This is a genomic window from Sphingobium sp., assembly GCF_049304695.1.
Lineage (GTDB): Bacteria > Pseudomonadota > Alphaproteobacteria > Sphingomonadales > Sphingomonadaceae > Sphingobium.
This window is the reverse complement of sequence record NZ_JBAQOK010000016.1, coordinates 1-24,877: the sequence shown is the minus strand read 5'-3', so window position 1 is coordinate 24,877 and position 24,877 is coordinate 1. Positions and strand designations below refer to the sequence as shown.

The 24,877-nt window shown below is 62.8% G+C and carries 18 protein-coding genes; 12 read left to right on the top strand and 6 right to left on the bottom strand.

The features are described 5' to 3' along the window. Window positions 1–44 precede the first annotated feature (44 nt). Window positions 45–311 carry a succinate dehydrogenase assembly factor 2 gene (locus WA070_RS01855; protein WP_422632526.1) on the bottom strand — a complete coding sequence of 89 codons (267 nt, stop codon included), beginning with the start codon at window positions 309–311 and terminating at the stop codon, window positions 45–47. A gap of 86 nt (window positions 312–397) precedes the next feature. On the opposite strand from WA070_RS01855, the gene recG reads away from it, so the two are divergent. Together recG and WA070_RS01845 are read left to right on the top strand one after the other, a co-directional pair. Next, complete coding sequence (recG, locus tag WA070_RS01850) at window positions 398–2,461, top strand: ATP-dependent DNA helicase RecG (RefSeq protein ID WP_422632525.1); 2,064 nt, start codon at window positions 398–400, stop codon at window positions 2,459–2,461. A 96-nt stretch (window positions 2,462–2,557) separates the two neighbouring features. Then, on the top strand, window positions 2,558–3,631 hold the full coding sequence (locus tag WA070_RS01845) for a mechanosensitive ion channel family protein (RefSeq protein ID WP_422632524.1): 1,074 nt from the start codon (window positions 2,558–2,560) through the stop codon (window positions 3,629–3,631). Here WA070_RS01845 and WA070_RS01840 read toward each other — a convergent pair. After that, window positions 3,603–3,956 carry a PilZ domain-containing protein gene (locus tag WA070_RS01840; RefSeq protein WP_422632523.1) on the bottom strand — a complete coding sequence of 118 codons (354 nt, stop codon included), beginning with the start codon at window positions 3,954–3,956 and terminating at the stop codon, window positions 3,603–3,605. The two genes, WA070_RS01845 and WA070_RS01840, sit on opposite strands and share 29 nt — an antisense overlap. An 89-nt stretch (window positions 3,957–4,045) precedes the next feature. After that, window positions 4,046–5,263 (bottom strand): tyrosine--tRNA ligase, encoded by a 1,218-nt coding sequence (tyrS, locus tag WA070_RS01835; protein WP_422632522.1) that lies wholly within the window; start codon window positions 5,261–5,263, stop codon window positions 4,046–4,048. Between the two features lie 55 nt (window positions 5,264–5,318). Between tyrS and WA070_RS01830 the strand changes: the two genes are divergently transcribed. Beyond that, window positions 5,319–6,404 carry an anhydro-N-acetylmuramic acid kinase gene (locus WA070_RS01830; protein ID WP_422632521.1) on the top strand — a complete coding sequence of 362 codons (1,086 nt, stop codon included), beginning with the start codon at window positions 5,319–5,321 and terminating at the stop codon, window positions 6,402–6,404. 41 nt (window positions 6,405–6,445) lie between these two features. Here the strand turns inward: WA070_RS01830 and WA070_RS01825 are convergent, their stop codons facing one another. Then, the gene (locus WA070_RS01825; RefSeq protein WP_422632520.1) at window positions 6,446–7,435 is read right to left on the bottom strand and encodes a 2OG-Fe(II) oxygenase; all 990 of its coding nucleotides are present in this window, start codon (window positions 7,433–7,435) and stop codon (window positions 6,446–6,448) included. Then, entirely contained in the window at window positions 7,435–8,610 is a 1,176-nt protein-coding gene (locus WA070_RS01820; protein WP_422632519.1) for a vWA domain-containing protein, read from the bottom strand. The genes WA070_RS01825 and WA070_RS01820 overlap by 1 nt, the downstream gene beginning before the upstream one ends. A gap of 144 nt (window positions 8,611–8,754) precedes the next feature. Here WA070_RS01820 and WA070_RS01815 point away from each other — a divergent pair, with 144 nt between their 5' ends. From WA070_RS01815 to treY, 6 genes are all read left to right on the top strand, one after another. Next, complete coding sequence (locus WA070_RS01815) at window positions 8,755–10,119, top strand: methyl-accepting chemotaxis protein (protein WP_422632518.1); 1,365 nt, start codon at window positions 8,755–8,757, stop codon at window positions 10,117–10,119. 106 nt (window positions 10,120–10,225) lie between these two features. Continuing rightward, window positions 10,226–10,438 carry a DUF2934 domain-containing protein gene (locus tag WA070_RS01810; protein WP_422632517.1) on the top strand — a complete coding sequence of 71 codons (213 nt, stop codon included), beginning with the start codon at window positions 10,226–10,228 and terminating at the stop codon, window positions 10,436–10,438. Window positions 10,439–10,477: 39 nt separating this feature from the next. Next, window positions 10,478–12,580 carry a glycogen debranching protein GlgX gene (glgX, locus tag WA070_RS01805; protein ID WP_422632516.1) on the top strand — a complete coding sequence of 701 codons (2,103 nt, stop codon included), beginning with the start codon at window positions 10,478–10,480 and terminating at the stop codon, window positions 12,578–12,580. After that, a complete protein-coding gene (treZ, locus tag WA070_RS01800) occupies window positions 12,577–14,307 on the top strand; it encodes a malto-oligosyltrehalose trehalohydrolase (RefSeq protein ID WP_422632515.1) in 1,731 nt (576 codons plus the stop codon). The genes glgX and treZ overlap by 4 nt, the downstream gene beginning before the upstream one ends. Next, window positions 14,304–16,253, top strand: a complete 1,950-nt coding sequence (malQ, locus tag WA070_RS01795) for a 4-alpha-glucanotransferase (protein ID WP_422632514.1) — start codon at window positions 14,304–14,306, stop codon at window positions 16,251–16,253. The genes treZ and malQ overlap by 4 nt, the downstream gene beginning before the upstream one ends. Then, entirely contained in the window at window positions 16,250–18,664 is a 2,415-nt protein-coding gene (gene treY, locus WA070_RS01790; RefSeq protein ID WP_422632513.1) for a malto-oligosyltrehalose synthase, read from the top strand. Before malQ ends, treY begins: the two co-directional genes overlap by 4 nt. A 4-nt stretch (window positions 18,665–18,668) precedes the next feature. Here the strand turns inward: treY and WA070_RS01785 are convergent, their stop codons facing one another. Then, entirely contained in the window at window positions 18,669–20,210 is a 1,542-nt protein-coding gene (locus tag WA070_RS01785; protein WP_422632512.1) for a right-handed parallel beta-helix repeat-containing protein, read from the bottom strand. A gap of 804 nt (window positions 20,211–21,014) precedes the next feature. On the opposite strand from WA070_RS01785, the gene WA070_RS01780 reads away from it, so the two are divergent. The 3 genes from WA070_RS01780 (at window position 21,015) to WA070_RS01770 (ending at window position 24,772) form a co-directional block, all read left to right on the top strand. After that, window positions 21,015–22,307 (top strand): tyrosine-type recombinase/integrase, encoded by a 1,293-nt coding sequence (locus WA070_RS01780; protein ID WP_422632511.1) that lies wholly within the window; start codon window positions 21,015–21,017, stop codon window positions 22,305–22,307. 729 nt (window positions 22,308–23,036) lie between these two features. After that, the gene (locus WA070_RS01775; protein WP_422632510.1) at window positions 23,037–23,291 is read left to right on the top strand and encodes a helix-turn-helix transcriptional regulator; all 255 of its coding nucleotides are present in this window, start codon (window positions 23,037–23,039) and stop codon (window positions 23,289–23,291) included. 209 nt (window positions 23,292–23,500) lie between these two features. Continuing rightward, on the top strand, window positions 23,501–24,772 hold the full coding sequence (locus WA070_RS01770; RefSeq protein ID WP_422632509.1) for an AAA family ATPase: 1,272 nt from the start codon (window positions 23,501–23,503) through the stop codon (window positions 24,770–24,772). The last annotated feature ends 105 nt before the right edge of the window (window positions 24,773–24,877 follow it).

Below are 24,877 nucleotides of genomic sequence, written 5' to 3'. Positions count from 1 at the left end.
GTCAGGGCTGCGCCCTGCCACCTCCCCTTGCTGGGGAGGATGATTCAGTTTTCGATCTTTACGAAATCGAGTTTCAGGAATTTGTCCATCATCGGGCCTTTCCATTCGTCCGGCACGGGGATGGTGCCAAGCGCCCAGCCGATGATGTCGGCGTCCTGTTCCTCCATGAAGCGTTCGAACCAGTCGATCTCGTCCGCCGACCATTCCGCGTGATAGCGTTCGAAGAAACCGCCGACGCTGTAATCCGCTTCGCGCGTGCCGCGATGCCAAGCCCGGAATTTGAGGCGGCGCATCAGGGGATCATCGTTCACAATTTGTTCCTTTTGCGGACATGGCAAAATGGCCGATCGGGGATTTGTATGACTGCCCCGGCTAGGTTAGAGCGAGCCAGATAGACATGCGACCCGATATTCTCAATCCGCTCTTTGCCGAAATATCGGCGCTTAAAGGTATTGGCCCTGCGCTGGCCCGTCCGCTGGAGCGGTTGGGACTCGCGCGGGCGATTGACATCGCCTTTCATTTGCCGGTCAGTTGGGTCGATCGCGTGCTGACCGATGAACTGGATATGGCGCATGTGGGGCGGGTGATCGGCATCGTGCTGACGCCGGTCGATTATCGCGCAAGCAGTGGCGGACGCACGCCGTTTCGGGTGCAGGCGGCGGATCGGCACGGCAATGTCGTGTCGCTGACCTATTTCGGGAAGAATAGCGGGTGGCCGCGCAAGATGTTGCCGCTGGGGGAACCGAAGTTCGTTTCGGGCAAGCTGGAGGCCTATGGCGACAGTTTGCAGATGGTGCATCCCGACCATGTCCTGCCGCCTGAGGAGGCTGCCACCATTCCGGCGCGCGAGAGCGTCTATGGATTGTCGGAAGGGCTGACCAACAATCGGATGCGCGATCTGGCGGCGCAGGCACTGGCACGGGCGCCGGACTTGCCGGAATGGATCGAGCCTAGCCTGCTGGCGCAGAAGGGGTGGCCGGGATGGCGCGAGGCGCTGGGGCGGGTGCATGCCGATCCGGCGGATGCGCTGGCGCGGACGCGGCTGGCCTATGACGAGATATTCGCCGGGCAACTGGCGTTGATGCTGGTGCGGCAATCGTCGCGGCGGCGGCGGGGCGTGCCGATCGCAGGCGACGGGCGGTTGCGGGCGATGTTGAAACTGCCCTTTGCCCCCACGGGCGCACAGCGGCGGGCCAGCGCAGAGATAGAGGGGGACATGGCGCAGGCGACGCCGATGCTGCGACTGCTGCAGGGCGATGTCGGGTCGGGCAAGACGCTGGTGGCGCTGATGGCATTGCTCAATACGGTGGAGGCCGGGATGCAGGGGGCGATGCTGGCCCCGACCGAGATATTGGCGCGGCAGCATTATGAGACGTTGCGCAAGATGACGTCGGGCCTGCCGGTGGAAATCGCCATCCTGACGGGGCGGGACAAGGGCAAGGTGCGCGAGGCGACGCTGATGGGGCTGGCCGATGGCAGCATCGACATATTGGTTGGCACCCATGCGATATTTCAGGAAGCGGTGCAGTATAAGCGGCTGGGGCTGGCGGTGATCGACGAGCAGCATCGGTTTGGCGTGGCGCAGCGGATGTTGTTGGCGAACAAGGCGGAGCGATCGCCGCATCTGTTGGTGATGACGGCGACGCCGATCCCCCGCACGCTGACGCTGACCTATTATGGCGAGATGGAGGTGTCGCGGCTGGACGAGATGCCGCCGGGTCGCCAGCCGATTCAGACCATCGTGATGGCCGCCACCCGGCTGGACGAAGTGGTCGATGCGCTGGCCCGCCATGTCGAGGGTGGGGGGCAGGCCTATTGGGTATGCCCGCTGGTCGAGGAGAGCGAGACGAGCGATCAGGCGGCAGCGGAGGCGCGGGCTGAGTCGCTGCGGGAGCGGTTTGGCGCGCGGGTCGGGCTGGTCCACGGACGGATGAAGGGGGTGGAGAAGGACGCGGCGATGGAGGCGTTCGCCGCCAACCGCACGCAGATACTGGTTGCGACGACGGTGATCGAAGTGGGCGTCGATGTGCCCAATAGCAGCCTGATCATCATTGAGGGGGCGGATCGCTTTGGGCTGGCACAGTTGCACCAGTTGCGCGGGCGGGTGGGGCGCGGGGACAAGCCGTCGGTCTGTCTGCTGCTGCGCGGCAATGCGCTGGGCGAGACGTCGCGGGCGCGGCTGGCGTTGATGCGGGAGACCAATGACGGGTTTCGCATTGCGGAGGAAGATTTGAAACTGCGCGGTGCTGGCGAAGTGTTGGGGACGCGGCAGTCGGGCGAGGCGGCGTTGAAGATCGCGACGCCGGAGCATGTCGGGGCGCTGATCGATCCGGCGCGGGACGATGCGCATTTGCTGATCGACCGGGACGGCGGGCTGGACAGCGCAAGGGGGCAGGCGGCGCGGGTGTGCCTGTATCTGTTCGAGCGGGATGCGGCGGTGGGGTTGCTGCGGGGCGGGTAATTTCCAGAGTGAGGACCAAAGGTTTTCGCAGTTGTGGCATTTTGGATTTTATGCTGCACCTGCGAAACAATCGGCGGCTGGCCGCGTTGCTGGGGGATGAAGGACATTAGCCTGACCCATATAACCTCCACGGCGGCGTTCACGATTGCGTCGGCAGTGGTGGTCGCGTTCCTGATCCATTGGGCGTTGTATGTCGTGGCGATGAAGGTCGTCAGTCGGCGAATGGATCCAATATTACTGCCCGCGATATTCCAGCCGACCCGCTGGCTGGTCGTGCTGCTGGCTTTGGGCGCGGGGTTGCAGCCGTTGGAGATGGGGCCACGGGTCGAAGGGCTGTGGTCGATCGGGTCGAAGATGGTCTTTGCGCTGCTGACCGGGTGGCTGCTGCTGCGGTTGATGCGGGCGACGCGGGTGATGATCGAGCGCGGCTCGGACATCAGTGCCGAAGATAATCTGAAGGCGCGTAAACGGCATACGCGAGTCCGCATCCTGTATCGGATCGCACAGAGCATCGTGGCGGTGCTGGTGATCGCGATGATGTTGATGGCGATACCGGGCGTGCGGACGATCGGCGTGACGCTGGCCGCGTCGGCGGGTCTGGTTGGTCTGGCAGTCGGCGCGGCGGCGCAGCCTGCGCTCAAGAATCTGATCGCGGGTATCCAGATGGCCTTTTCCGAGCCGATCCGGCTGGACGATGTGGTGATCGTGGAGGGCGAATGGGGCCGGATAGAGGACATCACGCTGACCTATGTCGTCGTGCGCATATGGGACGATCGGCGGATGGTGGTGCCGGTATCCTATTTTCTGGAAAAGCCGTTCCAGAACTGGACGACCAAGACGTCCGACCTGCTGGGCACGGTGTTCCTCTATGTCGATCCGACCGCCGATGTGCAGCGGATTCGTGAGAGGCTGGTCGAGGTGACGCAGGCCAATAGCCGGTGGGACAAAAGGGTGGTGCTGTTGCAGGTGACGGACCATCGCGCCGACGCGCTGGAACTGCGTTGCCTGTTGTCGGCACGCAATGCCGGGGTCGCGTTCGACCTGCGTTGTGACGTGCGGGAGGCTATGCTGGATTTCCTGCGCACCGAGATGCCCGAAGCATTGGTGCGCAGTCGTCAGCGGATAGAGTCGAAGGACGGATTTACCATGCTGTCTGGCGAGGCGGCATGAGCGCGATCAGTCGGGCGTAGATGTCGGGTTCGACAGGGGTCAGAAATTCCATGCCGACGCGTCCATCTTCGTTCCATCGTATGTCGGCGGGGTAATCGTCCAGCATCGGGAGGGAAACCGTGACATGGTCGCCCGTCGCAAACGCGCCATCGCACCGGCCCATCAGGCCCAGTGGCGATATGTTGATGATGCGAATGGGATGGTCGAAGCCATCGGCAACCATCTGACTGGCCATATCCACCAGATCGCGCTTCGCGCGCCGCAGGTCGATGGCGGGATCGCGCGATTGCACGACGTGATTGAGATGTGCGAGCATCGAGGACATGCGTGGAACCTGCCCTCCAAAAGATAGCGGAGGGGTTAGAAAATATGGTTAAAATAGGCCAAACATGTATTTTGCGTATATTTTCCGACCTAAGTCGTGATGAGACCGTGCTTTTTCGCGCCGAAGCTGAGTTTGTCGCCCACGTTCAACATTATAGCCGGGTCCGTAACGACTTCGCCATTCAGCCGGATCGCGTTTTCGGCCAGTTTGCGGCGGACTTCCTTGTTGGACGTGGCAAAGCCAAGCGCCGTGGTGGCCTGCACGATGTTAAGACCTTCAGCCCCCAGACTGACGGTGGGGAGGTTGGCGTCGGACGCGCCATCCTCGAACGTTCTGCGCGCCGTTTCGGCGGCAGCGGCGGCGGCTTCCGCGCCATGGGCCATGGCGGTGGCGGCATCGGCGAGGCGCTTCTTGGCTTCGTTGATATCGGCGCCGGCCAACTGTTCCAACTGCGCGATCTCTTCGAGCGGCAGGTCGGTGAAGAGGCGCATGAAACGGCCGACGTCGGCGTCCTGCGTGTTGCGCCAGAATTGCCAATAGTCATAGGGCGAGAGCGCGTCGGCATTGAGCCAGACTGCGCCCTTGGCCGTCTTGCCCATCTTGCCGCCGTCCGCCGTGGTGATGAGCGGCGAGGTCAGGCCGAACACCTGCGTACCATCCACACGCCGCGACAGTTCGATGCCGTTGACGATATTGCCCCACTGGTCCGACCCGCCCATCTGGAGCCGGCAGTCGGCACGGCGCGACAGTTCGAGGAAGTCATACGCCTGAAGGATCATGTAGTTGAATTCGAGGAAGGACAGCGACTGTTCACGGTCGAGACGCAGCTTGACCGAATCGAAGCTGAGCATCCGGTTGACCGAGAAATGCTGGCCGATGTCGCGCAGGAAGGGAATATATTCGAGCGCGTCGAGCCAGTCGGCATTGTCGACCATGATCGCATCGGTCGGGCCGTCGCCAAAAGTCAGGAAGCGTTCGAACACCCGTTTGATGCTGGCGACGTTTTCGGCGATCTTTTCGACGGTCAGTAGCGAGCGGGCTTCGTCGCGCAGGGATGGGTCGCCGATCTTGCCGGTGCCGCCGCCCATCAGGACGATGGGTTTATGGCCCGCCTGCTGCATACGCCGCAGCATCATGATCTGCACCAGGGAGCCGACGTGGAGCGAGGGGGCCGTGGGATCGAAGCCGATATAGCCCGGCACCACCTGTTTAGCGGCCATGGCGTCGAGGCCCGCCGCGTCGGTCAGCTGGTGGATATAGCCGCGTGCGTCGAGCAGGCGGAGAAGATCGGACTGATAGTTGCTCATGGCGCGCGCCTGTAGCATTGGCGAAGGCTGGATAAAAGAGGCGGAGTCTTTCACGATGTTGGCAATCGGCCTGATGTCCGGCACGTCGCGCGACGGGATCGACGCGGCTTTGATCGAAACGGATGGCGAGGGCGTGGTGACGCCGGTCGCGTTTCACGCCATGGCCTATGACGATGGGTTTCGGGTGCGGCTGGCGGAAAGCTGTTCGCGGGCGATGGACATGGACGCACCGGGGTTCGAGCCGCTGATCGCGTCGGTCGAGGCGGAACTGACGGCATTGCATGTCGAGGCGGTTGCCGATTTGCTGGGGCGCAGCGGATATGGCGCGCAGGATGTGGGCGTCATAGGTTTTCACGGCCACACCGTTGCGCATCGGCCCGACCGGGGATGGACGTGGCAGATTGGCGATGGGGCGGCGCTGGCCGGGGCGTTCGGGATCACGGTCGTGGGCGATCTGCGGAGCGCGGACGTGGCGGCCGGCGGACAGGGCGCGCCGTTGATGCCGGTTTATCATCGCGCGCTGGCGGCGGAATTGGATAAGCCTGCCGCGATCCTCAATCTTGGCGGGGTGGCCAATGTCACGGCGATCGGGGCGGATGGCGAATTGGTGGCGTTCGACACGGGGATGGCGAGCGGGCTGATCGACAACTGGATGCAGGCGCATGGGGGCGCCACCTATGATGCGGGGGGTGCGACGGCGGCGCTGGGTCGGGTGGACGAGGCGCGGCTGGCGGCGATGATGGCCGATCCGTGGTTCGCCGTGCCGCCGCCCAAGAGCATCGACCGGGAAGCGTTCACGATCGAGGCGGTGCAGGGCCTGAGCGTAGAGGATGGGGCGGCGACGCTGACTGCCTTTTCCGCGCAGGCGATTGCGCGGGGGATCGGGCATCTGGCGGAGCGACCTGCGTGCATCCATGTTGCGGGCGGCGGGCGGCATAATGCGACGTTGATGGCGATGATTGCGGCGCGCACGGGGGTGGAGGTGCGGGCGGTCGATGGGCTGGGGTGGGATGGCGATGCGCTGGAGGCGCAGGGCTTTGCCTATATGGCAGTGCGGCGACTGGCCGGGTTGGCGATCAGTTTTCCGGGGACGACCGGCGTTGCGGAGGCGATGACGGGAGGCGTGGTTTTTCGGCCTTAGGGGCATCTCGATTTCGCTCGAAGCGAACGGTGGAGGGTGATTTAGCGCATTGCCTCATGCTGGCCGAAGCCATCGGGGTTTTCCGGGGGGCGTTGGCGGATCCAGCGGCTGGCGAGCCATTTGGTGCCGGACAGGACGGGCAGGCCGGCATGTTCGCTGGATGGATCGGGGCGGCCGTCGGGCAGGCAGTTGGTAAAGAGGAGGGCGTCGCCCCTGCGTGGCGCCATGGTGATGCGCAGGCGGGTGAAATGCGTCTGGCCACCGGTGAAATCGTCGTTGAGATAGACAAGCAGGGTCAGGTGCCGCTGGTTGGTGAGGCCGGGGACGGCGTCCAGATGCGCGCGATATTGCTGGCCGGGGGCGTAGCGCAGGATCTGGAGCGTTTCGCCCTGCGCGACTGTGGTGCCGCTGGCAGCGGCAAGGCGGCGGTTGATGGCGTGGACGGCGGGCCATTCAGACAGGATCGGGAAGCCCGCCGCGTCGGAATGGCGGACGGGATCGGCGACGAAGCGGCCTTGCCCTTCATGGAAGATGAGGGCGGGGCGCAGGCGGCGTTCCGACAGGGTGGCGAGCAGGTCGCATTCGGCGGGGGTGAGCAGGCCGGGGATGGTCTGGATGAGTGGCTGATCCGCCAGCATTTCAGGGGTGGGAAGGTGGAGCGGGTCGCCCTGCGCATCGATGGCCATTGCCGCGATCAGGGCGCGCTGGCGGGCGGCGATGGGGTCGCGGTCGGACCAGATGTCGAGCATGGCGAGCGATGCGGGCCAGTCGCGGGGGCCACCGATCCCGGCTGCCATCAGGCCGCCGACCATGCGGGCTGCCGCCATATTGCCTGCCTGCGCGGCGGCGAGGAGGCCGGTGCGGGCAGCGGGGAGGTTGCGGGGGAGGAGTTTGCCCTCCACCTGCCAGATGGCGCGCATCGCGAGCGCTTCGCTCTCGCCCTGCGTGCAGGCGGCGTCGATCAGGGCGCGCGCCGCATCGGTTTCGCCGCGCTGGAGCAGCGTCAGCGCTTGGGCCGCCGTGCCGGTCATCAGCGTTTGCGTGTGAGTTCGCGCATGGCCGCGTCGATCCCCTCGATCGTCAGGGGATACATGCGGTCGTTCAGCAACTCGCGGATCATGGCGGTGGACTGGCTATAGCCCCAATGCGCCTCGCTCGCGGGGTTGAGCCAGATGGTCGCGGGATAGGTGTGGGCGACGCGTTGCAGCCAGGTTGCGCCGGATTCATCGTTCATATGTTCGACGCTGCCGCCCGGATGGCTGATTTCATAGGGACTCATCGCGGCGTCGCCGACGAAGATCACTTTATAGTCGTGGCCATATTTGTGGAGGATGTCCCATGTGGGGATGCGTTCGGCAAAGCGGCGGCGGTTATCCTTCCACACGCCCTCGTACAGGCAATTGTGGAAGTAGAAGAATTCCATATTCTTGAATTCCCCGGTCGCAGCCGAGAAGAGTTCTTCGCAGAGCGATATGAACGGGTCCATCGATCCGCCCACGTCCAGAAACAGCAGCAGCTTGACCGCATTGTGGCGTTCGGCGCGCATGCGGATGTCGAGCCAGCCCTGTCGGGCGGTGCCGTGGATAGTTGCGTCGAGATCGAGTTCGTCGGCGGCACCTTCGCGCGCGAAACGGCGCAGGCGGCGCAGGGCGACCTTGATGTTGCGGGTGCCGAGCGCCTTGGTATTGTCGAGATTGGCAAATTCGCGCTTTTCCCAGACCTTGATCGCGCGCTTGTGGCGGCTTTCCCCGCCGATCCGCACGCCTTCAGGGTTATAGCCGCCATGACCGAAGGGGGACGTGCCGCCGGTGCCAATCCACTTGCTGCCGCCCTGATGCTTTTCCTTTTGTTCGGCGATGCGGTCCTTGAGCGTCTGCATGATCGTGTCCCAGTCGCCCAGTGACTTGATCTTCTCCATCTCTTCCGTGCTCAGATATTTTTCCGCGACCAGTTTGAGCCAGTCTTCGGGGATATCCGCGTCAACGCCTTCGCCGTCCAGCACGCCCCTGAACACGCGGGCAAAGACCTGATCGAAGCGGTCGAGCAGCCCTTCGTCCTTCACATAGGTGGCGCGGGCGAGATAATAGAAATCCTCCGGCCGTCGGGCGATGACGTCGCGGTCCAGCGCTTCGAGCAGGAGCAGATGTTCCTTGATGCTGGCGGATATGCCCGCGCTTCGCAGGGCGTCGAGGAAATTGAGCAGCATGGCGACACTATTCGGGCAGCAGAGCGGGCGATGCAAGGCGGGATATTAGTGACGCGAGCGGAATATTAAGTGTTGCGGCGCACAGGTAATCCGTCACTATCGATAGCGGCGATTTTAAGCGGGGCGCAGTTGGAAAACGGGGATTTGCTGGCTGACCTGGGTGAAAGGTCCGGCGACATTGCGTTGCAGTGCAGCGAGACGGCGGGTTATCTGAGCCGGGTAAATCGCCGTATTCAGGCGGACGCGGCGCGATTGTCCGAATTGCAGACGAATATGGACATGCTGTCCGCCAGTCAGGAGGAAAGCGTCGCCGCCGCGCAGGAATTGAGCCTGACGGCGAGCCGCGCCGGGCGGATCATTGCCGATGGTAACGACGTCGTCACGCTGTCGCTGGGCGAGGTGGCGGGGCTGGTCGATCATGTCACGGGGCTGGAGGACCGGCTGCGGCAATTTCTGTCAGTGATCGGGGCGGTCGGGGATATTTCGGAGCAATTGGGCGCGATCGCGCGGCAGACGCGGCTGTTGGGCGTTAATGCCGCGATCGAGGCGGCGCGCGGGGGCGCGGCGACGATGGGCTTTGCAGTGGTGGCCGATGAGATACGGCGACTGGCGGGGCAGGCGGGGGAGTCCGCCGCTTCGGTGGGCGACAAGCTGGGCGTGCTCGACCGGGAAGCGCGGCGGTTGATCGACGGGGTGGAGGCGAGCATCGTGCGCGGGCGGGATGCGGGCGGGCATATCGACCGGCTGCGCATGACGATGGCCGAGATCGCATCGCTTGTGACGCAATTTGGCGAGCGGTCGAGCGCGATCATGACCTGCACCGATGCGGCCCATGCAGATGTGAGCGCCCTGCGGCAGGGGCTGACCGAGTTCAGCCAGTCGGCGAGCGAAAGCGCGGGGCGGGTGGATGCGGCGCGCGGGCAGTTGGAGGGGCTGGAAGGCATGGCCAACGACATGCTCAACCGGGCTGCGCATGGGCCGCAGCGGACGCGCAACAGCCGCTACATCGCGCTGGCCGAGGATGGGGCTGAAGAGGTGAGCGCGCGGATCGAGCAGGCCGTCAAGGTCGGGGAACTGGGGTTGGCAGACCTGTTCGACACGGATTATCGTCAGATCGAGGGGTCCGATCCACCGCAATTTCGTACGGCTATGACGGGCTTTGCAGACGCGGTGCTGCGCCCTATGCTCGACCGGCATACCGGGCAGGATAGTGCGATCGTGGGATGTTGCCTGATCGACATGCAGGGTTGGTTGCCCACGCATATCAGCGCGCGTAGCCAGCCGCAGCGGCCGGGTGCGCGCGATTGGAATATGCAGCATGCGCGCAATGGACAAATCTTCATGGACAAGCAGACCCGTCGGGCGCTGGACGAGGATGGCGATTTCTTTCTGTTCACATACCGACAGGATCTGGGCGAGGGACGCTATCGGGCATTGCGCAGCGTGTTCGTGCCGCTGATGTTCGGGGGCAAGCGATGGGGTTTATATGAGGTGGGGTATCTGATTTGATCCGTTGACGCGGGAGGCTGCAAATTATGGTCGGGACCGCGCATCCAAAAACTGGTTGGCGCATTTTACCTTGCGATATTGCAGCGCAACAGGGAGCGCCCTTTCCATGGATACAGATTCTGGGGATCAAGAGTCCGGCAAGTCCGTCAGCGATCGGGCCTATGCGATCTGGGTGGAGGAAGGCCGTCCCCATGGGCGCGATGCCGATCATTGGGCGCGCGCCGAACAGGAGTTGGCGCAGGGGGAAGGCGAGCTTGCTGCCGATGAGGTGCCGGTGCGCAAAGTGCGTGCGCCGCGCAAGGCCAAGCCGAAAGCCTGACACTATTCCCCTTCCTTCCTCTGATCTGAAAGGCCGCTCTTGAGCCTTCTTCCCGACCGCCTTGAGGGCGGCACTCCCTATCCGCTCGGCGCGTCATTCGACGGGCTGGGCGTTAATTTTGCCGTGTTTTCCGCCAATGCCGAAAAGATCGAACTGTGTCTGTTCGATCCGGCGGGCAAGCGGGAGGTGGCGCGGTTTGTGCTGCCCGAATGTACCGACGAGGTGTGGCACGGCTATCTGCCCAATGCGCGGCCCGGCCTGTTGTACGGCTATCGCGCCTATGGCCTCTATGCGCCCGAACAGGGGCATCGGTTCAATCCCAACAAACTGCTGCTGGACCCCTATGCCCGCAAATTGTCGGGGCCGGTCAAATGGACTGATGCGCTGCATGGCTATCCGGTCAGGGGGCGGCGCGCGGACTTGGGCTTCGACAAGCGCGACAGTGCGCCTGCGATGCCCAAGGGGATCGTGACGCACGACATATTCGATTGGTCGCGCGATGTGCGGCCCAATACGCCCTGGTCGGAAACGGTGATTTACGAAGCCCATGCCAGGGGGTTGACCAAGTTGATGGCAGAGGTGCCACCGCAGGAGCGGGGCACATTTGCGGGGCTGGCCCATCCCAAGGTGATTGCGCATTTGAAGCGACTGGGCGTCACGGCGCTGGAACTGATGCCGATCCATGCATTCGTGCAGGACCGGTTCTTGCAGGAAAAGGGCCTGCGCAACTACTGGGGCTATAACAGCCTGAATTTCTTTACGCCCGAACCCAGCTATTTCGCCGGGGACACGCAGGATGAATTGCGGGTCGCGGTGCGCAGGCTGCATGCGGCGGGGATCGAGGTGATCCTGGACGTTGTGTATAATCATAGCTGCGAAGGCAGCGAATTGGGGCCGACCCTGTGCTGGCGCGGGCTGGACAATGCGACCTATTATAATCTGGTGCCGGACAATCCGCGCCATTGCATGAACGATACCGGCACCGGCAACGGGTTCAACCTGAACCATGCGCGGGTGATCCAGATGGTGGCGGATTCGCTGCGTTACTGGACGACGTCGTTCGGGATCGACGGGTTTCGTTTCGACCTGGGCCTGACGCTGGGGCGGACGGAGCATGGGTTCGATCCCAATGCAGGCTTTTTCGATGTGCTGCGCCAGGACCCGGTGCTGGGCCGGGTGAAGCTGATCACCGAGCCGTGGGACGTGGGTTGGGGCGGGTATCAGCTTGGCAATTTTCCGCCCGGCTTTGCCGAATGGAACGACAAATATCGCGATACGGTGCGGCGGACATGGCGCGGCGATGCGGGGCAGCGCGCGGATCTGGCGGCACGGCTGGCGGGTTCGGGCGATCTGTTCGACCGGCGTGCGCGGCGACCATGGGCGAGCGTCAATTTCCTGACCAGCCATGACGGCTATACGCTGGCCGATCTGGCAGCTTATGAGGAGCGGCATAACGAAGCCAATGGCGAGGATAATCGCGATGGGCATGACAATAATCTGTCGCGTAACTGGGGCGTCGAAGGCGATACCGATGACGCAGGCGTGCTGGAAACGCGCGGCCGGGTGGTGCGGGCGATGTTGACGACGCTGATGAGTTCGCTGGGCACGCCGATGCTGGTGGCGGGAGACGAGTTCGGGCGGACGCAGGGCGGCAACAACAATGCCTATTGTCAGGACAATGCGATCAGCTGGATCGACTGGTCGTTGCTGGAGACGGAGGCGGGAACGGCGCTGACGGACTTTGTGGCGCGGCTGATCGCTTTGCGCCGGACCTATGCGGTGCTGCGCGCGCCGACATTTCTTTATGGGCAGGATTCGCCCGGCCATGGCGTGAACGACATCGAATGGTGGGATGAGCGTGGCGAACCGTTATCTGCGGAGGATTGGGAAAATCCGGAAGGACGTGCGCTGTCGATGCGGCGCGCCGTTCGGCGAGAGGATGGGGCGGTGGAAGCGATCAACCTGTTGATGAATGCAGGCGATGAGGCGATCCACTTTATACTGCCGGGAGTGGTGGTCGAGCGCGTGCTGTTGATAGACAGTGCGCGCCCCGATGCGGAGGAAGAAGCGATTGGCGACGATTATCTGCTTGCGCCGCACAGTGCCGCGCTGATCCGGTCGGTTATCGACGTTTCGCAATGACGCAGGGGGCGTGGGGACCATCGCGGCTGGGTTTGGGTGAGACGCTGTTTCGGCTGTGGGCGCCGGGTCAGAATGCGGTGGAAGTGGAGATTGGCGGCGCGACGGGGAGCGCGCGTCATGCGATGGCGCGCCATGCCGATGGGTGGTGCGAGGCCGTTGTCGATGCGCCGCCGGGGACGCGCTATTGTTTCGTGCTGGGCGATGGTGTGCGGGTGCCTGATCCAGCTTCGCGGCTGCAATGGGGCGGCGTGCATGGGTGGAGCGTCGTGCCGGGGCAGGACGATCATGTCTGGGCCAGCGACGCGTGGCGCGGGCGGCCATGGAGTGATGCCGTCATTCAGGAAGTGCATGTCGGCGTGGCGGGCGGGTTCGCGGCGTTGGGGCGGGATCTGCCGCGTCTGGCCGCATTGGGAATTACCGCGATCGAACTGATGCCGATCGGGGCGTTCGGCGGATTGCGTAACTGGGGCTATGACGGGGTGCTGCCCTTTGCCCCGGCGGAAATTTACGGGTCGCCGCAGGAATTGAAGGCGATGATCGATACGGCGCATGGGCTGGGCCTGATGGTGCTGTTGGACGTGGTGTATAATCATTTCGGGCCTGACGGTAATTATCTGGGGGCTTATGCGCCGGGCTTTTTCCATGCCGATGTCGATACGCCGTGGGGCGGGGCGGTGGCGGTGGAGGAGGCTGCTGTGGCGGCCTATTTCACTGAAAATGCGCTGATGTGGCTGAATGAGTATCGGTTCGACGGGCTGCGGCTGGATGCGGTGCATGCGATCGGCAATCCGGCGTTTCTGCGCAGGCTGTCGGGCGCGATCCGGGCGGGGACGGGAGCGGAGCGGCATGTTCACCTGATCCTGGAGAATGAGGAAAACGACGCAGCGCTGCTGGGTGCGGGCCTATATGATGCGCAGTGGAACGATGATTTTCACAACGTCATGCATGTGCTGCTGACGGGGGAGACGAGCGCCTATTATGCCGACTTTGCCGATCAGCCCACGCAGCGGCTGGCGCGCTGTTTGAGCGAAGGCTTCATCTATCAGGGTGAGGCGTCGGTGCATCAGGATGGCAAGCGGCGCGGGAGCGCGAGCGGGCATCTGGCTCCGTTTCGGTTCGTCGGCTTTCTTCAGAATCACGACCAGATCGGCAATCGGGCGATGGGCGAGCGGTTGACCGTGCTGACCGATGTGGGACGATTGCGGGCGGCGACGGCTTTGCTGCTGCTGTGCCCGCACGTGCCGCTGTTGTTCATGGGGGATGAGTTTGGCGCGCGGTCGCCGTTTCTGTTCTTCACGGATTTTCATGATGAACTGGCCGACGCGGTACGCGAAGGACGGCGGCGGGAATTTGCGAAGTTCGAGGGTTTCAGCGACCCGGCGGCGCGGGCGCGGATTCCTGATCCCAATGATGAGAGGACTTTCGTTGCGTCGCGGCCAGAACGGCCCGATGATGCAGGGGATTGGGAAGCATTATATGGGATGTTGCTTGGCCTGCGGGCGCGGTTGATAGCGCCCCGGTTGATAGGGGCGCGGGCTTTGGGTGCTCAGGTGCTGGGCGATCGCGCGGTGCGGGCGTCATGGCGATTGGGGGATGGTGCTGTGTGGAGCGTGGCGATCAATCTGGGTGATGAGCCGGTGTCCTTTAAGGGGGCAGGCGTACTGGTTCATGCAGAAGGTGAGGCAGGGGCGCGGGGCAGCTTTGCGGCTTGGTGCATGGAGGTGTGAGCGCACTGCATCGCCTAGCCGTCGCAGCGGGCCTGATACGGGAATGGACCGATGCGGCGGGGCGTGCGCAGGTGGTCGAGGATAGGGCGCTGGCCGCGATATTGGGCGCGCTGGGCCATGATGCGGGCAGCGAGCGGGAGATTGCGAACAGTCTGGATGCGATGGCTGCGCGCAAGGTTGCGCCGCCGGTGATGATGACCGGGGATGTGGGGGTGCCCGTTCAGCTTCCGGCGATGTTTGCCACGGCCGGATATGCGGACATCGTGCTGGATAGCGGCGGGCATGTTCGCGTGCCGGTGCGTGAAGGATATCTGCCGCCGATAGATGAGATTGGCTATCATCGGATCGTGATGGACGGGCATGGGATGCAGTTGGCGATCGCGCCAGAGCGTTGTGTGCAACTGGCAGGAGATCGTTCGTGGGGTGTGTCGGTGCAGATTCCGGCGCTGCGTGGCACGGCGCCGACAGCCTATGGTGATTTTGGCGATGTGGGGAGGGCCGCCTGCGCTTTGGCGCGGCGGGGGGCGGATGCTCTGGCGATCAGTCCGGTGCATGCGCTTTATCCGGGCGATGGCGGGCGCTACAGCCCCTATGCGCCGTCCAGCCGCAGGTTCCTGAACGGCGCGCTGGCCGATCCGGTGGCGGTGGGTTTGCCTGCCTTGCCTGCTGCGGCTGACCCGGCGTTGATCGATTGGACAAGCGCGGTGCCTGCGCGGTTGGCGGGGCTGCGGGCGTTGTTCGATGAGCTGGATGACGATCTGAGCGCGCAGATGGCGGCTTGGGCACTGAAGCAAGGTGCGGGGTTGCGGCACCATGCGCTGTTTGACGCGCTGTATCGTCATTTCGATGGGCGCGGGTTTCGGGAATGGCCGGTCGCTTTTCACGACGCGAATGGCGGGGTGGCGCAGGATTTTGCCATTCGCCATGCGCAAGAGGTCGATTTTGCGATTTTCGTCCAGTGGATCGCCGACCGGGGGCTGGCGCGGGCGCAGGCAGATGCGCAGGCTGCGGGGATGGCGATCGGCCTGATCGCCGACCTGGCGGTCGGGGTCGATGCGGGGGGCAGCGATGCCTGGGCCAATGGCGATGCGCTGCTTGATGGATTGTCGATAGGTGCGCCGCCTGATCCGCTGGGCCCGACTGGACAGAATTGGGGGCTGACCAGCTTTTCGCCCGATGGGTTGGCACGGCATGGCTTTGCGCCTTTCATCGCCATGTTGCGCGCGGGGTTGCGGCATGCGGGGGCTTTGCGGATCGATCATGGATTCGGGCTGGCGCGGTTGTGGGTGATACCGGAGGGGGCGAGCGCGGCAGATGGGGCTTATCTGACCTATCCCTTTGCCGATCTGTTGCGGATCGTCGCGCTGGAATCGCATCGGGCTGGCGCGGCGATCATTGGCGAGGATCTGGGGACCGTGCCGGACGGCTTTCGGGCGGCGACCGATGCGAAGGGCGTTTATGGCATGCGCGTCCTATGGTTCGAACGTGATGGGAAGGGCGGCTTTGTCGATGCGGCACATTATCCGGCGGCCAGCGTCGCGATGACGGGCACGCATGATACGGCGACGGTAGCTGGCTGGTGGCGCGGGCGGGATATGGAATGGGATCGGGCGCTGGCACGGGGCGCGGCGGAGGAGGGCGCACGGGCGGAAGATCGCGCAGCATTGTGGCGGGCGATCGGTCCGGCAGGCGTTGCGCAGCCTGCCGCCGATAACCCTGCCCCGGTCGTTGACGCCGCTGTGCGTCATGTGGCGTCGACGCGGGCGGCGCTGGCGATTTTGCCGCTGGAGGATATTGCTACTTTGGACGAACAGCCCAATTTGCCCGGCACGATCGACGAGCATCCCAACTGGCGGCGGCGGATGCCTGCGCAGATGGATGTCATGCTGGACGATCCAGCGACGGCGGCGCGGATCGCCCTGTTGAACGCGGCGCGCGCCGCATGACCGTGCGGGCCACCTATCGGCTGCAATTCCATGCCGGTTTCACCTTTGCCGATGCGATCTCCATCATCCCCTATCTCGCGGACATAGGGATCAGCCATGTTTATGCGTCGCCGATTACGCGGGCGCGTAAAGGTTCGACGCATGGATATGATGTGGTCGATCCGACCGTCATCAATCCCGAACTGGGTGGGGCGGCGGGTTTCGAGGCGTTTGCCAGTGCAGCGCGGGCGAAGGGCATCGGGATCATCATCGACATCGTGCCTAATCATATGGGCGTGGCGGGTGGCGAAAATGCGTGGTGGAACGATGTCCTGCGACTGGGCCAGGACAGCGGCTATGCGCGTTTTTTCGATATCGACTGGAGCGGGCCGCTGGTGCTGCCAATCCTGGGAGCAACGTTGGAAGAAGTGATTGCCGCCGGCGATTTGCGGGTGGAGCGGGAGGAGGAAGTTTCTGTCCTGCGGCTTTATGGGGAACAGTCGCTGCCTTTGCGGCCGGGGTCGGATAGTGGGGCGTCGTTGCGCGATCTGGCGGAGGCGCAGCATTATCGGTTGGTCCATTGGCGGATGGCAAATGATTGCCTGAACTGGCGGCGCTTTTTCTCGATCAACGATCTGGCCGGGCTGCGGATGGAAGACCCGCATGTCTATGCCGCGACGCACAAGCTCTATTTCGACCTGTTTCGCGAAGGGTGGATCGATGGCGTGCGGATCGACCATGTCGATGGGCTGACCGATCCGACAGGCTATTGCCGTCAGTTGCGCAGCGACATGGATGCGATACGGGGCGGGGCGGATCGAGCCTATATCGTGGTCGAGAAGATATTGGCAGCGGATGAGGCGCTGTCGGCTGACTGGGGCGTCGATGGGACGACTGGCTATGATGCGATGCGCGACCTGACCGCGTTGATGCATGATGGCGACGGGCTGGCGAAGCTGGATGCGCTGTGGCGTGAGGTCGCGCCGGACGCGCCGACGCTGGATGCGGCTGCATTGCTGGCGCGGCAGGATATGCTCGGCTGGCAGTTCGATGGGCAGCTATCGGCGTGCGTGGCGTCGGCGATGGCGGCGATTCGTTCGGCGTGCCAAGAAGAGGCGGCGCTGGGCGCGATCACGCCTGCGATGATGCGGCGCGCGATGGAGCGGTTGCTGTGGGTGTTTCCGGTTTATCGGACCTATGGGACGGGCGGGCATGCGCCCGATGCCGACGGTGCGATCCGGGAGCGGGTCTGGCGTGATGTGCAGCGCCGCCTGCCGCCCGGCGAGGGAGCGGTGGCCCGTATCATGCTGGACTGGCTGGCTGGCGATGGGCCGGGAGTGCGCGAGTTAATTGCCGATGTGGCGCGGCGGTTCCAGCAATTGTCTGCGCCGATCGCGGCCAAGGCGGTGGAAGATACGCTTTTTTATCGTCATGCGCCGCTGCTGTCGGCCAATGATGTCGGCTCCGCCCCCGAGCAGCCTGCGATAGATGCAGCGACCTTTCATCGGCGGGTGCTGGAGCGGCAGCGTCATTTCCCGCAAGCGATGATCGCGACCGCGACGCATGACCATAAGCGCGGGGAAGATGCGCGGGCACGTATTGCGGTGCTGACCGAAATACCGGAATATTGGGCGGAGCGATGGGTTGCGTGGGATGGCATGATCGATGCGCTGGGATCGACCGTGCATCGGGCGGATCGATACCAGATCATGCAGGGGCTGGTGGGGGCGTGGCCCGATCCCGATACGCCTGATCTGGGCGACTTGGCGGATCGAATGGATCAGTGGGTCGTCAAGATGTTGCGTGAAGGGCGGTTGCGGTCGTCATGGGAGCAGCCCGACGAGGCATATGAGATGGCTTGCACGGCGATGCTGCGCGGATTGCTGAATATGCCGGTATTCCTGACAGACTTTGCTGGCTTCATCGCGGCGATTGCGCCTGCCGCGCGGGCCAATATGCTGGTGCAGACGGTGTTGAAATATATGATGCCGGGTGTGCCGGACCTGTATCAGGGAACGGAGTTTCCCGATTTCAGTCTGGTCGATCCTGATAATCGGCGTCCTGTCGATTTTCGGGCGCGGATCGCGACGCTGGCTGGCGAGAATGATAGGTTTACGGGAGCGAAGAAACTGCACCTTATTGCGCGGTTGTTGGATATGCGCCGTCGCCATCCGGCGCTTTTTGCGGAAGGGACATATCAGCCGGTCGCCATAAGCGGCCCGCGAGCGGACCATGCCATGGCGTTTCTGCGCGTACATGGCGATGTGCGATTATTATGCGCGGTTCAGTTGCAAGTCGCGCCGCCATTGATCGCCGGGGGATCAATGGTGCCGGATCGCGAATGGTGGGGGGGTAGCGTCGCGATGGCAGGATCGCCCGTAGCGCTGGCCGATCTGTTCGAGACGGACCCGGTCCATGTGGGCGAGATGTAGGCAATCAACGGCGCGCTTCGAAAATCGATATGCGGCGGGGCTGTTTCAATTCTACTTTGGATACCAGTTCCCGTTCCAGCATGGTCGTCATCCAAGCGCGGTGCTTTGCCAGATAGTCGGCAAAGCCTTCTGCGCGGGCGGGGTCGAAGGTTGGCACCTGCCAGTCCAGGACTGGTTCGACATAAGGGACGAATGGCTGACCAGCGCCGTCAGCAGGCGGATCGATATGGCGGCCCAGATAGCGGTTGTCGTCGAAGCGTATCGCCTCCACCGGCGCGAAGCCTGGCGTAATCAGATAGTCGGGGCCGTTGCGCCCGGACTCGCTTCCGTAGCGCGCCGTTCCTGCGACCTTGTAGATATTGTCGCGAACGCGCACGTCGCGCGCCCATCCGTCCCACTGGGTGGCGGCGATCATCTGAACGTCCATTCCTTTGCCGACGTGAATGACGTTCTTTTCGATCAGGACGTCGGACGCGTTGCCCGATAGCTGGAAGATCCGGCTGGCGTCGTTGCGGCTGACGTTGAAGCGGGCGACGGTGCCGCGATTGCCCAGATTATCCGTGTCGTTGCGGCGGGGTGAACAGACGAGCAGGAAGCCGCCGGCATTATCGTGGCTGTAATTGTAGAGCAGAGTGGTGCGGCGCGAATTGAAGTCGGAATCGAAGCCTTGCCCGTCGTATCGCGTGCGGGTGTAAGCGGATTCGTTCAGTTGGATCAGGCTGTTGTCTGTGCTCCATTGCCAGATGCCCGCATTATAACCCGGCGCGCGGCTGCCCGCATAGCGCACGATATTATGTTCGATCAGCGCGCCGTCGGTGCCGCGCGGGACGATTCCGTCGCCGCCGACGTCCTCGACATAGTTATCGCGGATGACGACGTCGTCGCTGGGGAACCAGTTGGCGGCAGTGATCCGGTCGCTGATCCCGGCAATGCCGGAACGGTCGACGCGCCAGATGATGTTGCGTTCGATGCGGATGTCATGGAAGCGGGTCGCCAGCTTTTGCCCGGTAGCGCTGAACACGATGCCGCCATTATCCTTGCGATCGTTGGTGCCGCGCACGTCATGCACATACATGTCGGAGATGCGGATGCCGCGCGTCACGCCCCTGTCCAGCGCCGACACAAGGACGCCGAAACGCTGGGCCGGGGTGGGCGCGCTATTGGTCACTTCCAGCCCGCTGACGGTGACATATTCAGCATTCATGATCGCTACGGCGTGCGGCGACACACCCCCTGCATCGATGCGCGGGCGGGGGCCGGTGCCTGTTGCGCCGACGAATATGGGGGCATTGGCCTTGCCCGATCGAGTGATGGTGAGCGGTTCCCTCCACACCGATCCGGTCGCCAGCAAGACCTGATCACCGGGTTGAAGCGGGACATTCTTGATGCGTGAGAGCGATCTCCACGCCTGCGTCGGGGCAGTGCCGGTAAAGGCGTCCTGCCCGGTCTGGGCATTGATATAATAGGTGGTCGCGTGGGATGACGCGGCAAATCCGGTAGCGGCAAAGCAGGAGACGACGAGAGTAAGGCCCGGATATTTCGACAAAATTCATAATCTCCCACGTGGCATTGCAGCTCGCCGATTTAACGCGCGTGGCCGAATGCGGCGTGAAATACGCGACTTGTTCGTCAGGGGAAGGGGTATTTTAGATGGAAGGTGGGCGGGGAGTTCTGCTCGATAACAATTGGCATCTCCTTTTGCCAAAGTGACCCCGCTCTGATCGACCATCTCGTAGGGCTAAGGAACGCGTTCATCGCGGACGGTGGCAGCGCGACGTTTCATCCGAAGATCTACTATTCCAATCAGGTGATGATGCCGAGGCGGTCGTTGGAAGCTCCAATTTCACCGCAGGGGGGCTGGGGAAGAACTGGGAAGCAGCCTTGGCGTTTTCGCCATCGACGCTCGATTTGGGGAATTATTGGGAGCGAATCGTGGAGCCGATCCGGGCCTCCGCGTGGTACAATTCTAATCGACCCTCAGGGGAGGAGGCAGAGATTTGGGACGGGCGTGTCGCAATGCTAGACGCGATTTATTACGACCCTGACTGATAGCACGCTGCAGATGCTACCCAGTCGATGTGAAGTGGAAAAGGCTGGTGCCTCGCGCCGGATCACCGCCGCGCTCTTGCCTCTAAGTCATTGAAAAATGGTGGACGCACTTGGGCTCGAACCAAGGACCCGCTGATTAAGAGGTTTGGAATCACGTCCTTGCGCTAGATTGGCCTAGCTTGTTCTAGCAGCTGTAAACCTTGATATTACGCTGTTTTCGCCCTTGCTTTTTTGTGGTTCCTTGTCGTAGCTGTAAGTTCCTTGCTAGAAATACGCTAGAATCTAGCAGCCAAGGAGCAGCATGGCCAAGATTACGAAGACCTTCGTTGATAAGGTTGCACCGCCCGCCGAGGGCTATGCGGTCCATTGGGATGACAGCGTGAAGGGCTACGGCCTCCGCGTCTCCAAAGAGGGCAAGCGAGTGTTCATCGTCATGGGGCGGGTGCTGGGCAAGTCGATCCAGTTTACCCTCGGTCCCTATGGCACGCTCACCGAGGACGCCGCGCGCAAGCGAGCGCAGAAGGTATTGCAGGACATGCGCGAGGGGATCGACCCGCGCGCTGTGGTCAAGGCAGACGCGGCCATGAAGGTCAGCCTGCAAGACGTGCTTGAGGCGTATGTTGGTCGCCCCGGCAAGATGAAGGCCAGCACCGCCGCTGAGTATCGCCGCCATGTCGAGAAGACCTTCGCCAAGTGGGCACCGCTGCCCATTGCGAGCATCACACGTGACATGGTGAAGGAGCGCCATGCTGCGCTGGTGAAGGGCGGTCTTGAGGGCAAGAAGGCTGCGCCCGCGAGCGCCAACGCCGCCTTCGTCACGCTCCGTATCCTGATCCGCTTCGCTACCGACGAATACCGGCAGGCAGACGGCACCCCGCTCATTCGAGACAACCCCGTCGATGCGCTCAAGCACCATTGGGCCAAGCTAGGCACCCGCACCGAGCGATACATCGACAAGCGCAAGATCGGCGAAGTTTGGAATAAGCTCAATGAGATGCGCGGAACGGTGCAGGGCTATGAGGCTCTGGCGTCCGTGGACCTTACGATCTTCGGTCTGCTGACCGGCGCTCGCCGGGACGAGATGGCGACCCTAACTTGGGATCGCGTGAACATTGATGACCACGACCCGTCAAACTGCTGGTGGCATCTGGACGACCGCAAGCGTGGTGATCCGATTTGGCTTCCCCTGTCGTCGCAGGCCGTCGCGCTGCTCAAGTCGCGTCCCCGCCTCAAGCTGGCGGACGGCACGGAGAGCAAATGGGTCTTCCCGAGCTGGGGAAAGACAGGCCGGATTCAGGACGCGCGCGCTCCAATGGAAGCGATCAGCGAGATCGCGGGGAAGCACCTTTCACTCCACGATCTGCGCAGGTCGTTCACGAACTACGCCATGCGGGAATGCCTGATTGAGAAGTTCCGCACTGATCTGCTGACTGGCCACAAGCCTGCGTCCGACGACGTTACCTCGCGTTCCTACCTCGACCTGGCGCGCCTCGATTGGCTCACGCCCGAGGTGCAGAAGGTCGGTGACTGGATCGAGCAGCAGGCAGCTATCGCTGCCAGCAAGAACGTGGTGCCGCTGCGCGCCGCAGGGTGATGCACGCGGCGGGCCGCGCAGCCTCGCGCACAGCGGTGAGGCCGGGGGCGCTGCCGGGTTAGGGGCGGCGGGGTGGCGATCGGGGCTGTAGCCGGCCTGTAGCCGAGAGGCTGTCCCGGTCGGTCAAATCGCACTTTTCGGAGCAAATCGGTCGAGGCGGGCGAATGCGAGATCGCCCCTCCCTCTGTTTCGAGAAAGAAAAATTTAGCATCGCCTTCCTGCGCGAATCGGATTATCACGACCGCGCACATCGTAGCTTTCGACCGCGCCTAGCCCGGTCGTCCGTGCGAAGCGGGAATGCTAATCCGCCTCGCGCATATCTCGCTCACAGCGATTGATGTGTCACCAGCACATTTGTTGGAGACATGGTAATGCTAGGCGATATTATCGTTCATACCGAGATGTTCGAAATACACGATTTAGAGTCGATCTTCCAGTCTGTCCTCGCAGAACTGGGAGATGGTCAGCCCCGTGATAAAGTTGACCCCGCGTCCATTTCGCAGGTCCTGAATGTTGTATCGCAAAATATGATTCATGCTGCGACATTCTCTGCGGAGAAATACTTGAAGGGGGCAGCAGAAGCTCCCCCTTGGGCATAAATTTTATCAAATACTGGCGTAGTTATTTAATGTATAGCTACGTTACTGGCCCGCTTCTATCCCTGATAGGGCGGGTCAGTCCCGTCGCTTAGCTGGGATTCGCTCGCACCATATCGCGGGAGTCCCCTGCATGTCAGAAATGTCCTTCGACCAGCTTTGCGAGCTGTTCGCCTACACCCCGAAGCGCCGCCCCCTGTCGGGCGATGAGGTTGCCGAGATACTCGGTGTCCACCCGAACACCATGAACCAATACCGCTTCCGTGGCGAAGGACCGCGCTATTTCAGCCCGCCTGGAACGCGCCGCTGCTGGTATGCGGAACTCGACGTGCTGCGCTGGCTCGCGTCCGGCGCGCGTCAGAGCACTAGCGAGCAGGCGGCAGCCTGAACCCATGACCCCCATCACGAATAGGCGGCAGGGAGCCACCCCCGCCGCCCGGAGTATCGATGTGAACAGCAGCAATTTACGAAACCCCGCTGAGGGTCCGCAATCCCCGAATGTTTTCCTGCAAAAATCAGCGCCGCTTGCAAAAAAGCCGGATGCGATGGGCAATGCTGACAGATTGACTAGTAGCCCGACCGGCGGGAGGTCTCGTCATGGTTGATCTAACCGACGCTTGGAAGCCCCCTGTGGATGCCAACGGGCATATTGATTGGGGCAAGGTCGATCCGACACTTCCGCCGCGTGATTCTGAACTTGGTTTCCATCTCAACTGGAAAGAGAAGGTGGAGTTTGAACAGCACCGCGCCAAACTGATGGAGCAACACGCGCGTGTTGAAGAGACGAAGACAAAGCGTGAGCGAATGCGGCGCGGTCTTCCACCGGACGCATCGGACGCTCCGCGCGAGCTTATGTTTCGGTCGCTGGGTGGGGTGCAGATGCACGCCATTGAATGGCTTTGGACCGGGTGGATTCCGAAGGGATATATCACGCTGCTGGCGGGCGAGACGGGTGCAGGCAAGTCCACCGTATTCGCTGACGTGACGGCGCGTATAACCACAGGTGCGCCGTGGCCCGGTGAATATGACTGTCCCAACGCATGGCGGACGCCGGAGCGGGTGCTGTGGCTGGGCAGTGAGGACAGCATTGAGGAAATGACGGTCCCGAGGCTCACCGCGTGCGGTGCCAACCTTGCGAACGTGGTGGAGATTCAGGGCGTCATGCAGGACGGCAAGCGCAACACGTTCTCCATGCAGGACGACCTTGAGGCGGTGAGCAAGGGGCTGGCGGAAGCGCGTGCGATGGGCGCACCTTTCGCCATGCTCGTCATTGACCCCGTGACCAGTTACCTGCCGGGGCAGAAGCTGCGCAAGGTTGACCTCAACGACGCCGGGCAACTCCGCACGGTGTTGGAGCCGTGGCTGATCCTTGCCCAGACGCACAACATCGCCATTGTCTGCGTGACGCACTTCGCGAAGGATACGACGCGCTCGATGCTCCACCGTGTCCTCGGTTCAGCCGCATTCGCTCAGACGTGCCGCAGCCTGTGCGCCGTGATTGAGCAGCCCCGGCAGGAGGACGAGGAACCAGACCCGCACGCCAAGGTCTTTATGCAGGTTAAGGTGAACCTGCCTGAGCATCCGGGCGGGGCGTGGAAGTTTCGCACCGAGCGCGTCGAGGTTGGCGTTGACCACAGAAACGGCAAGCCAATCTACGCCACCAAACCGGCATGGGACGAACTGGACGCCGGGCTGACCCCGAACAGCACGGTCGGAAAATCACGCGGACCAAAGAGCCAATATGAAGGCGTCTTCGCGATGTGGTTTCAGGCGTTCTACCTGATCTATCCTAACCACGAGTGGCTGCCCGTCACCACAGTCAAACAGGTCGCGTTGCAGGAGAAGATTGGACTTGTAACGGTTGTATAATCGCATCCCTCCAGTCAAGCGTGGCTAGCATGGGAAGGCTGATCGCGTCGGGCAGTGCGTCGACACGTTAATCAACCTTGTGCTTGTTTTTCTCAATGCGGCGTG

What these genes read in the sequence shown, in the direction of transcription:
- WA070_RS01810 (WP_422632517.1), top strand. Translation starts at nt 10,226, where the DNA reads ATGGATACAGATTCTGGGGATCAAGAGTCCGGCAAGTCCGTCAGCGAT.
- WA070_RS01780 (WP_422632511.1), top strand. Translation starts at nt 21,015, where the DNA reads ATGGCCAAGATTACGAAGACCTTCGTTGATAAGGTTGCACCGCCCGCC.
- treZ (WP_422632515.1), top strand. Translation starts at nt 12,577, where the DNA reads ATGACGCAGGGGGCGTGGGGACCATCGCGGCTGGGTTTGGGTGAGACG.
- recG (WP_422632525.1), top strand. Translation starts at nt 398, where the DNA reads ATGCGACCCGATATTCTCAATCCGCTCTTTGCCGAAATATCGGCGCTT.
- WA070_RS01820 (WP_422632519.1), bottom strand. Translation starts at nt 8,610, where the DNA reads ATGCTGCTCAATTTCCTCGACGCCCTGCGAAGCGCGGGCATATCCGCC.
- tyrS (WP_422632522.1), bottom strand. Translation starts at nt 5,263, where the DNA reads ATGAGCAACTATCAGTCCGATCTTCTCCGCCTGCTCGACGCACGCGGC.
- WA070_RS01825 (WP_422632520.1), bottom strand. Translation starts at nt 7,435, where the DNA reads ATGACCGGCACGGCGGCCCAAGCGCTGACGCTGCTCCAGCGCGGCGAA.
- WA070_RS01830 (WP_422632521.1), top strand. Translation starts at nt 5,319, where the DNA reads ATGTTGGCAATCGGCCTGATGTCCGGCACGTCGCGCGACGGGATCGAC.
- WA070_RS01775 (WP_422632510.1), top strand. Translation starts at nt 23,037, where the DNA reads ATGTCAGAAATGTCCTTCGACCAGCTTTGCGAGCTGTTCGCCTACACC.
- WA070_RS01770 (WP_422632509.1), top strand. Translation starts at nt 23,501, where the DNA reads ATGGTTGATCTAACCGACGCTTGGAAGCCCCCTGTGGATGCCAACGGG.
- WA070_RS01845 (WP_422632524.1), top strand. Translation starts at nt 2,558, where the DNA reads ATGAAGGACATTAGCCTGACCCATATAACCTCCACGGCGGCGTTCACG.
- treY (WP_422632513.1), top strand. Translation starts at nt 16,250, where the DNA reads ATGACCGTGCGGGCCACCTATCGGCTGCAATTCCATGCCGGTTTCACC.
- WA070_RS01840 (WP_422632523.1), bottom strand. Translation starts at nt 3,956, where the DNA reads ATGTCCTCGATGCTCGCACATCTCAATCACGTCGTGCAATCGCGCGAT.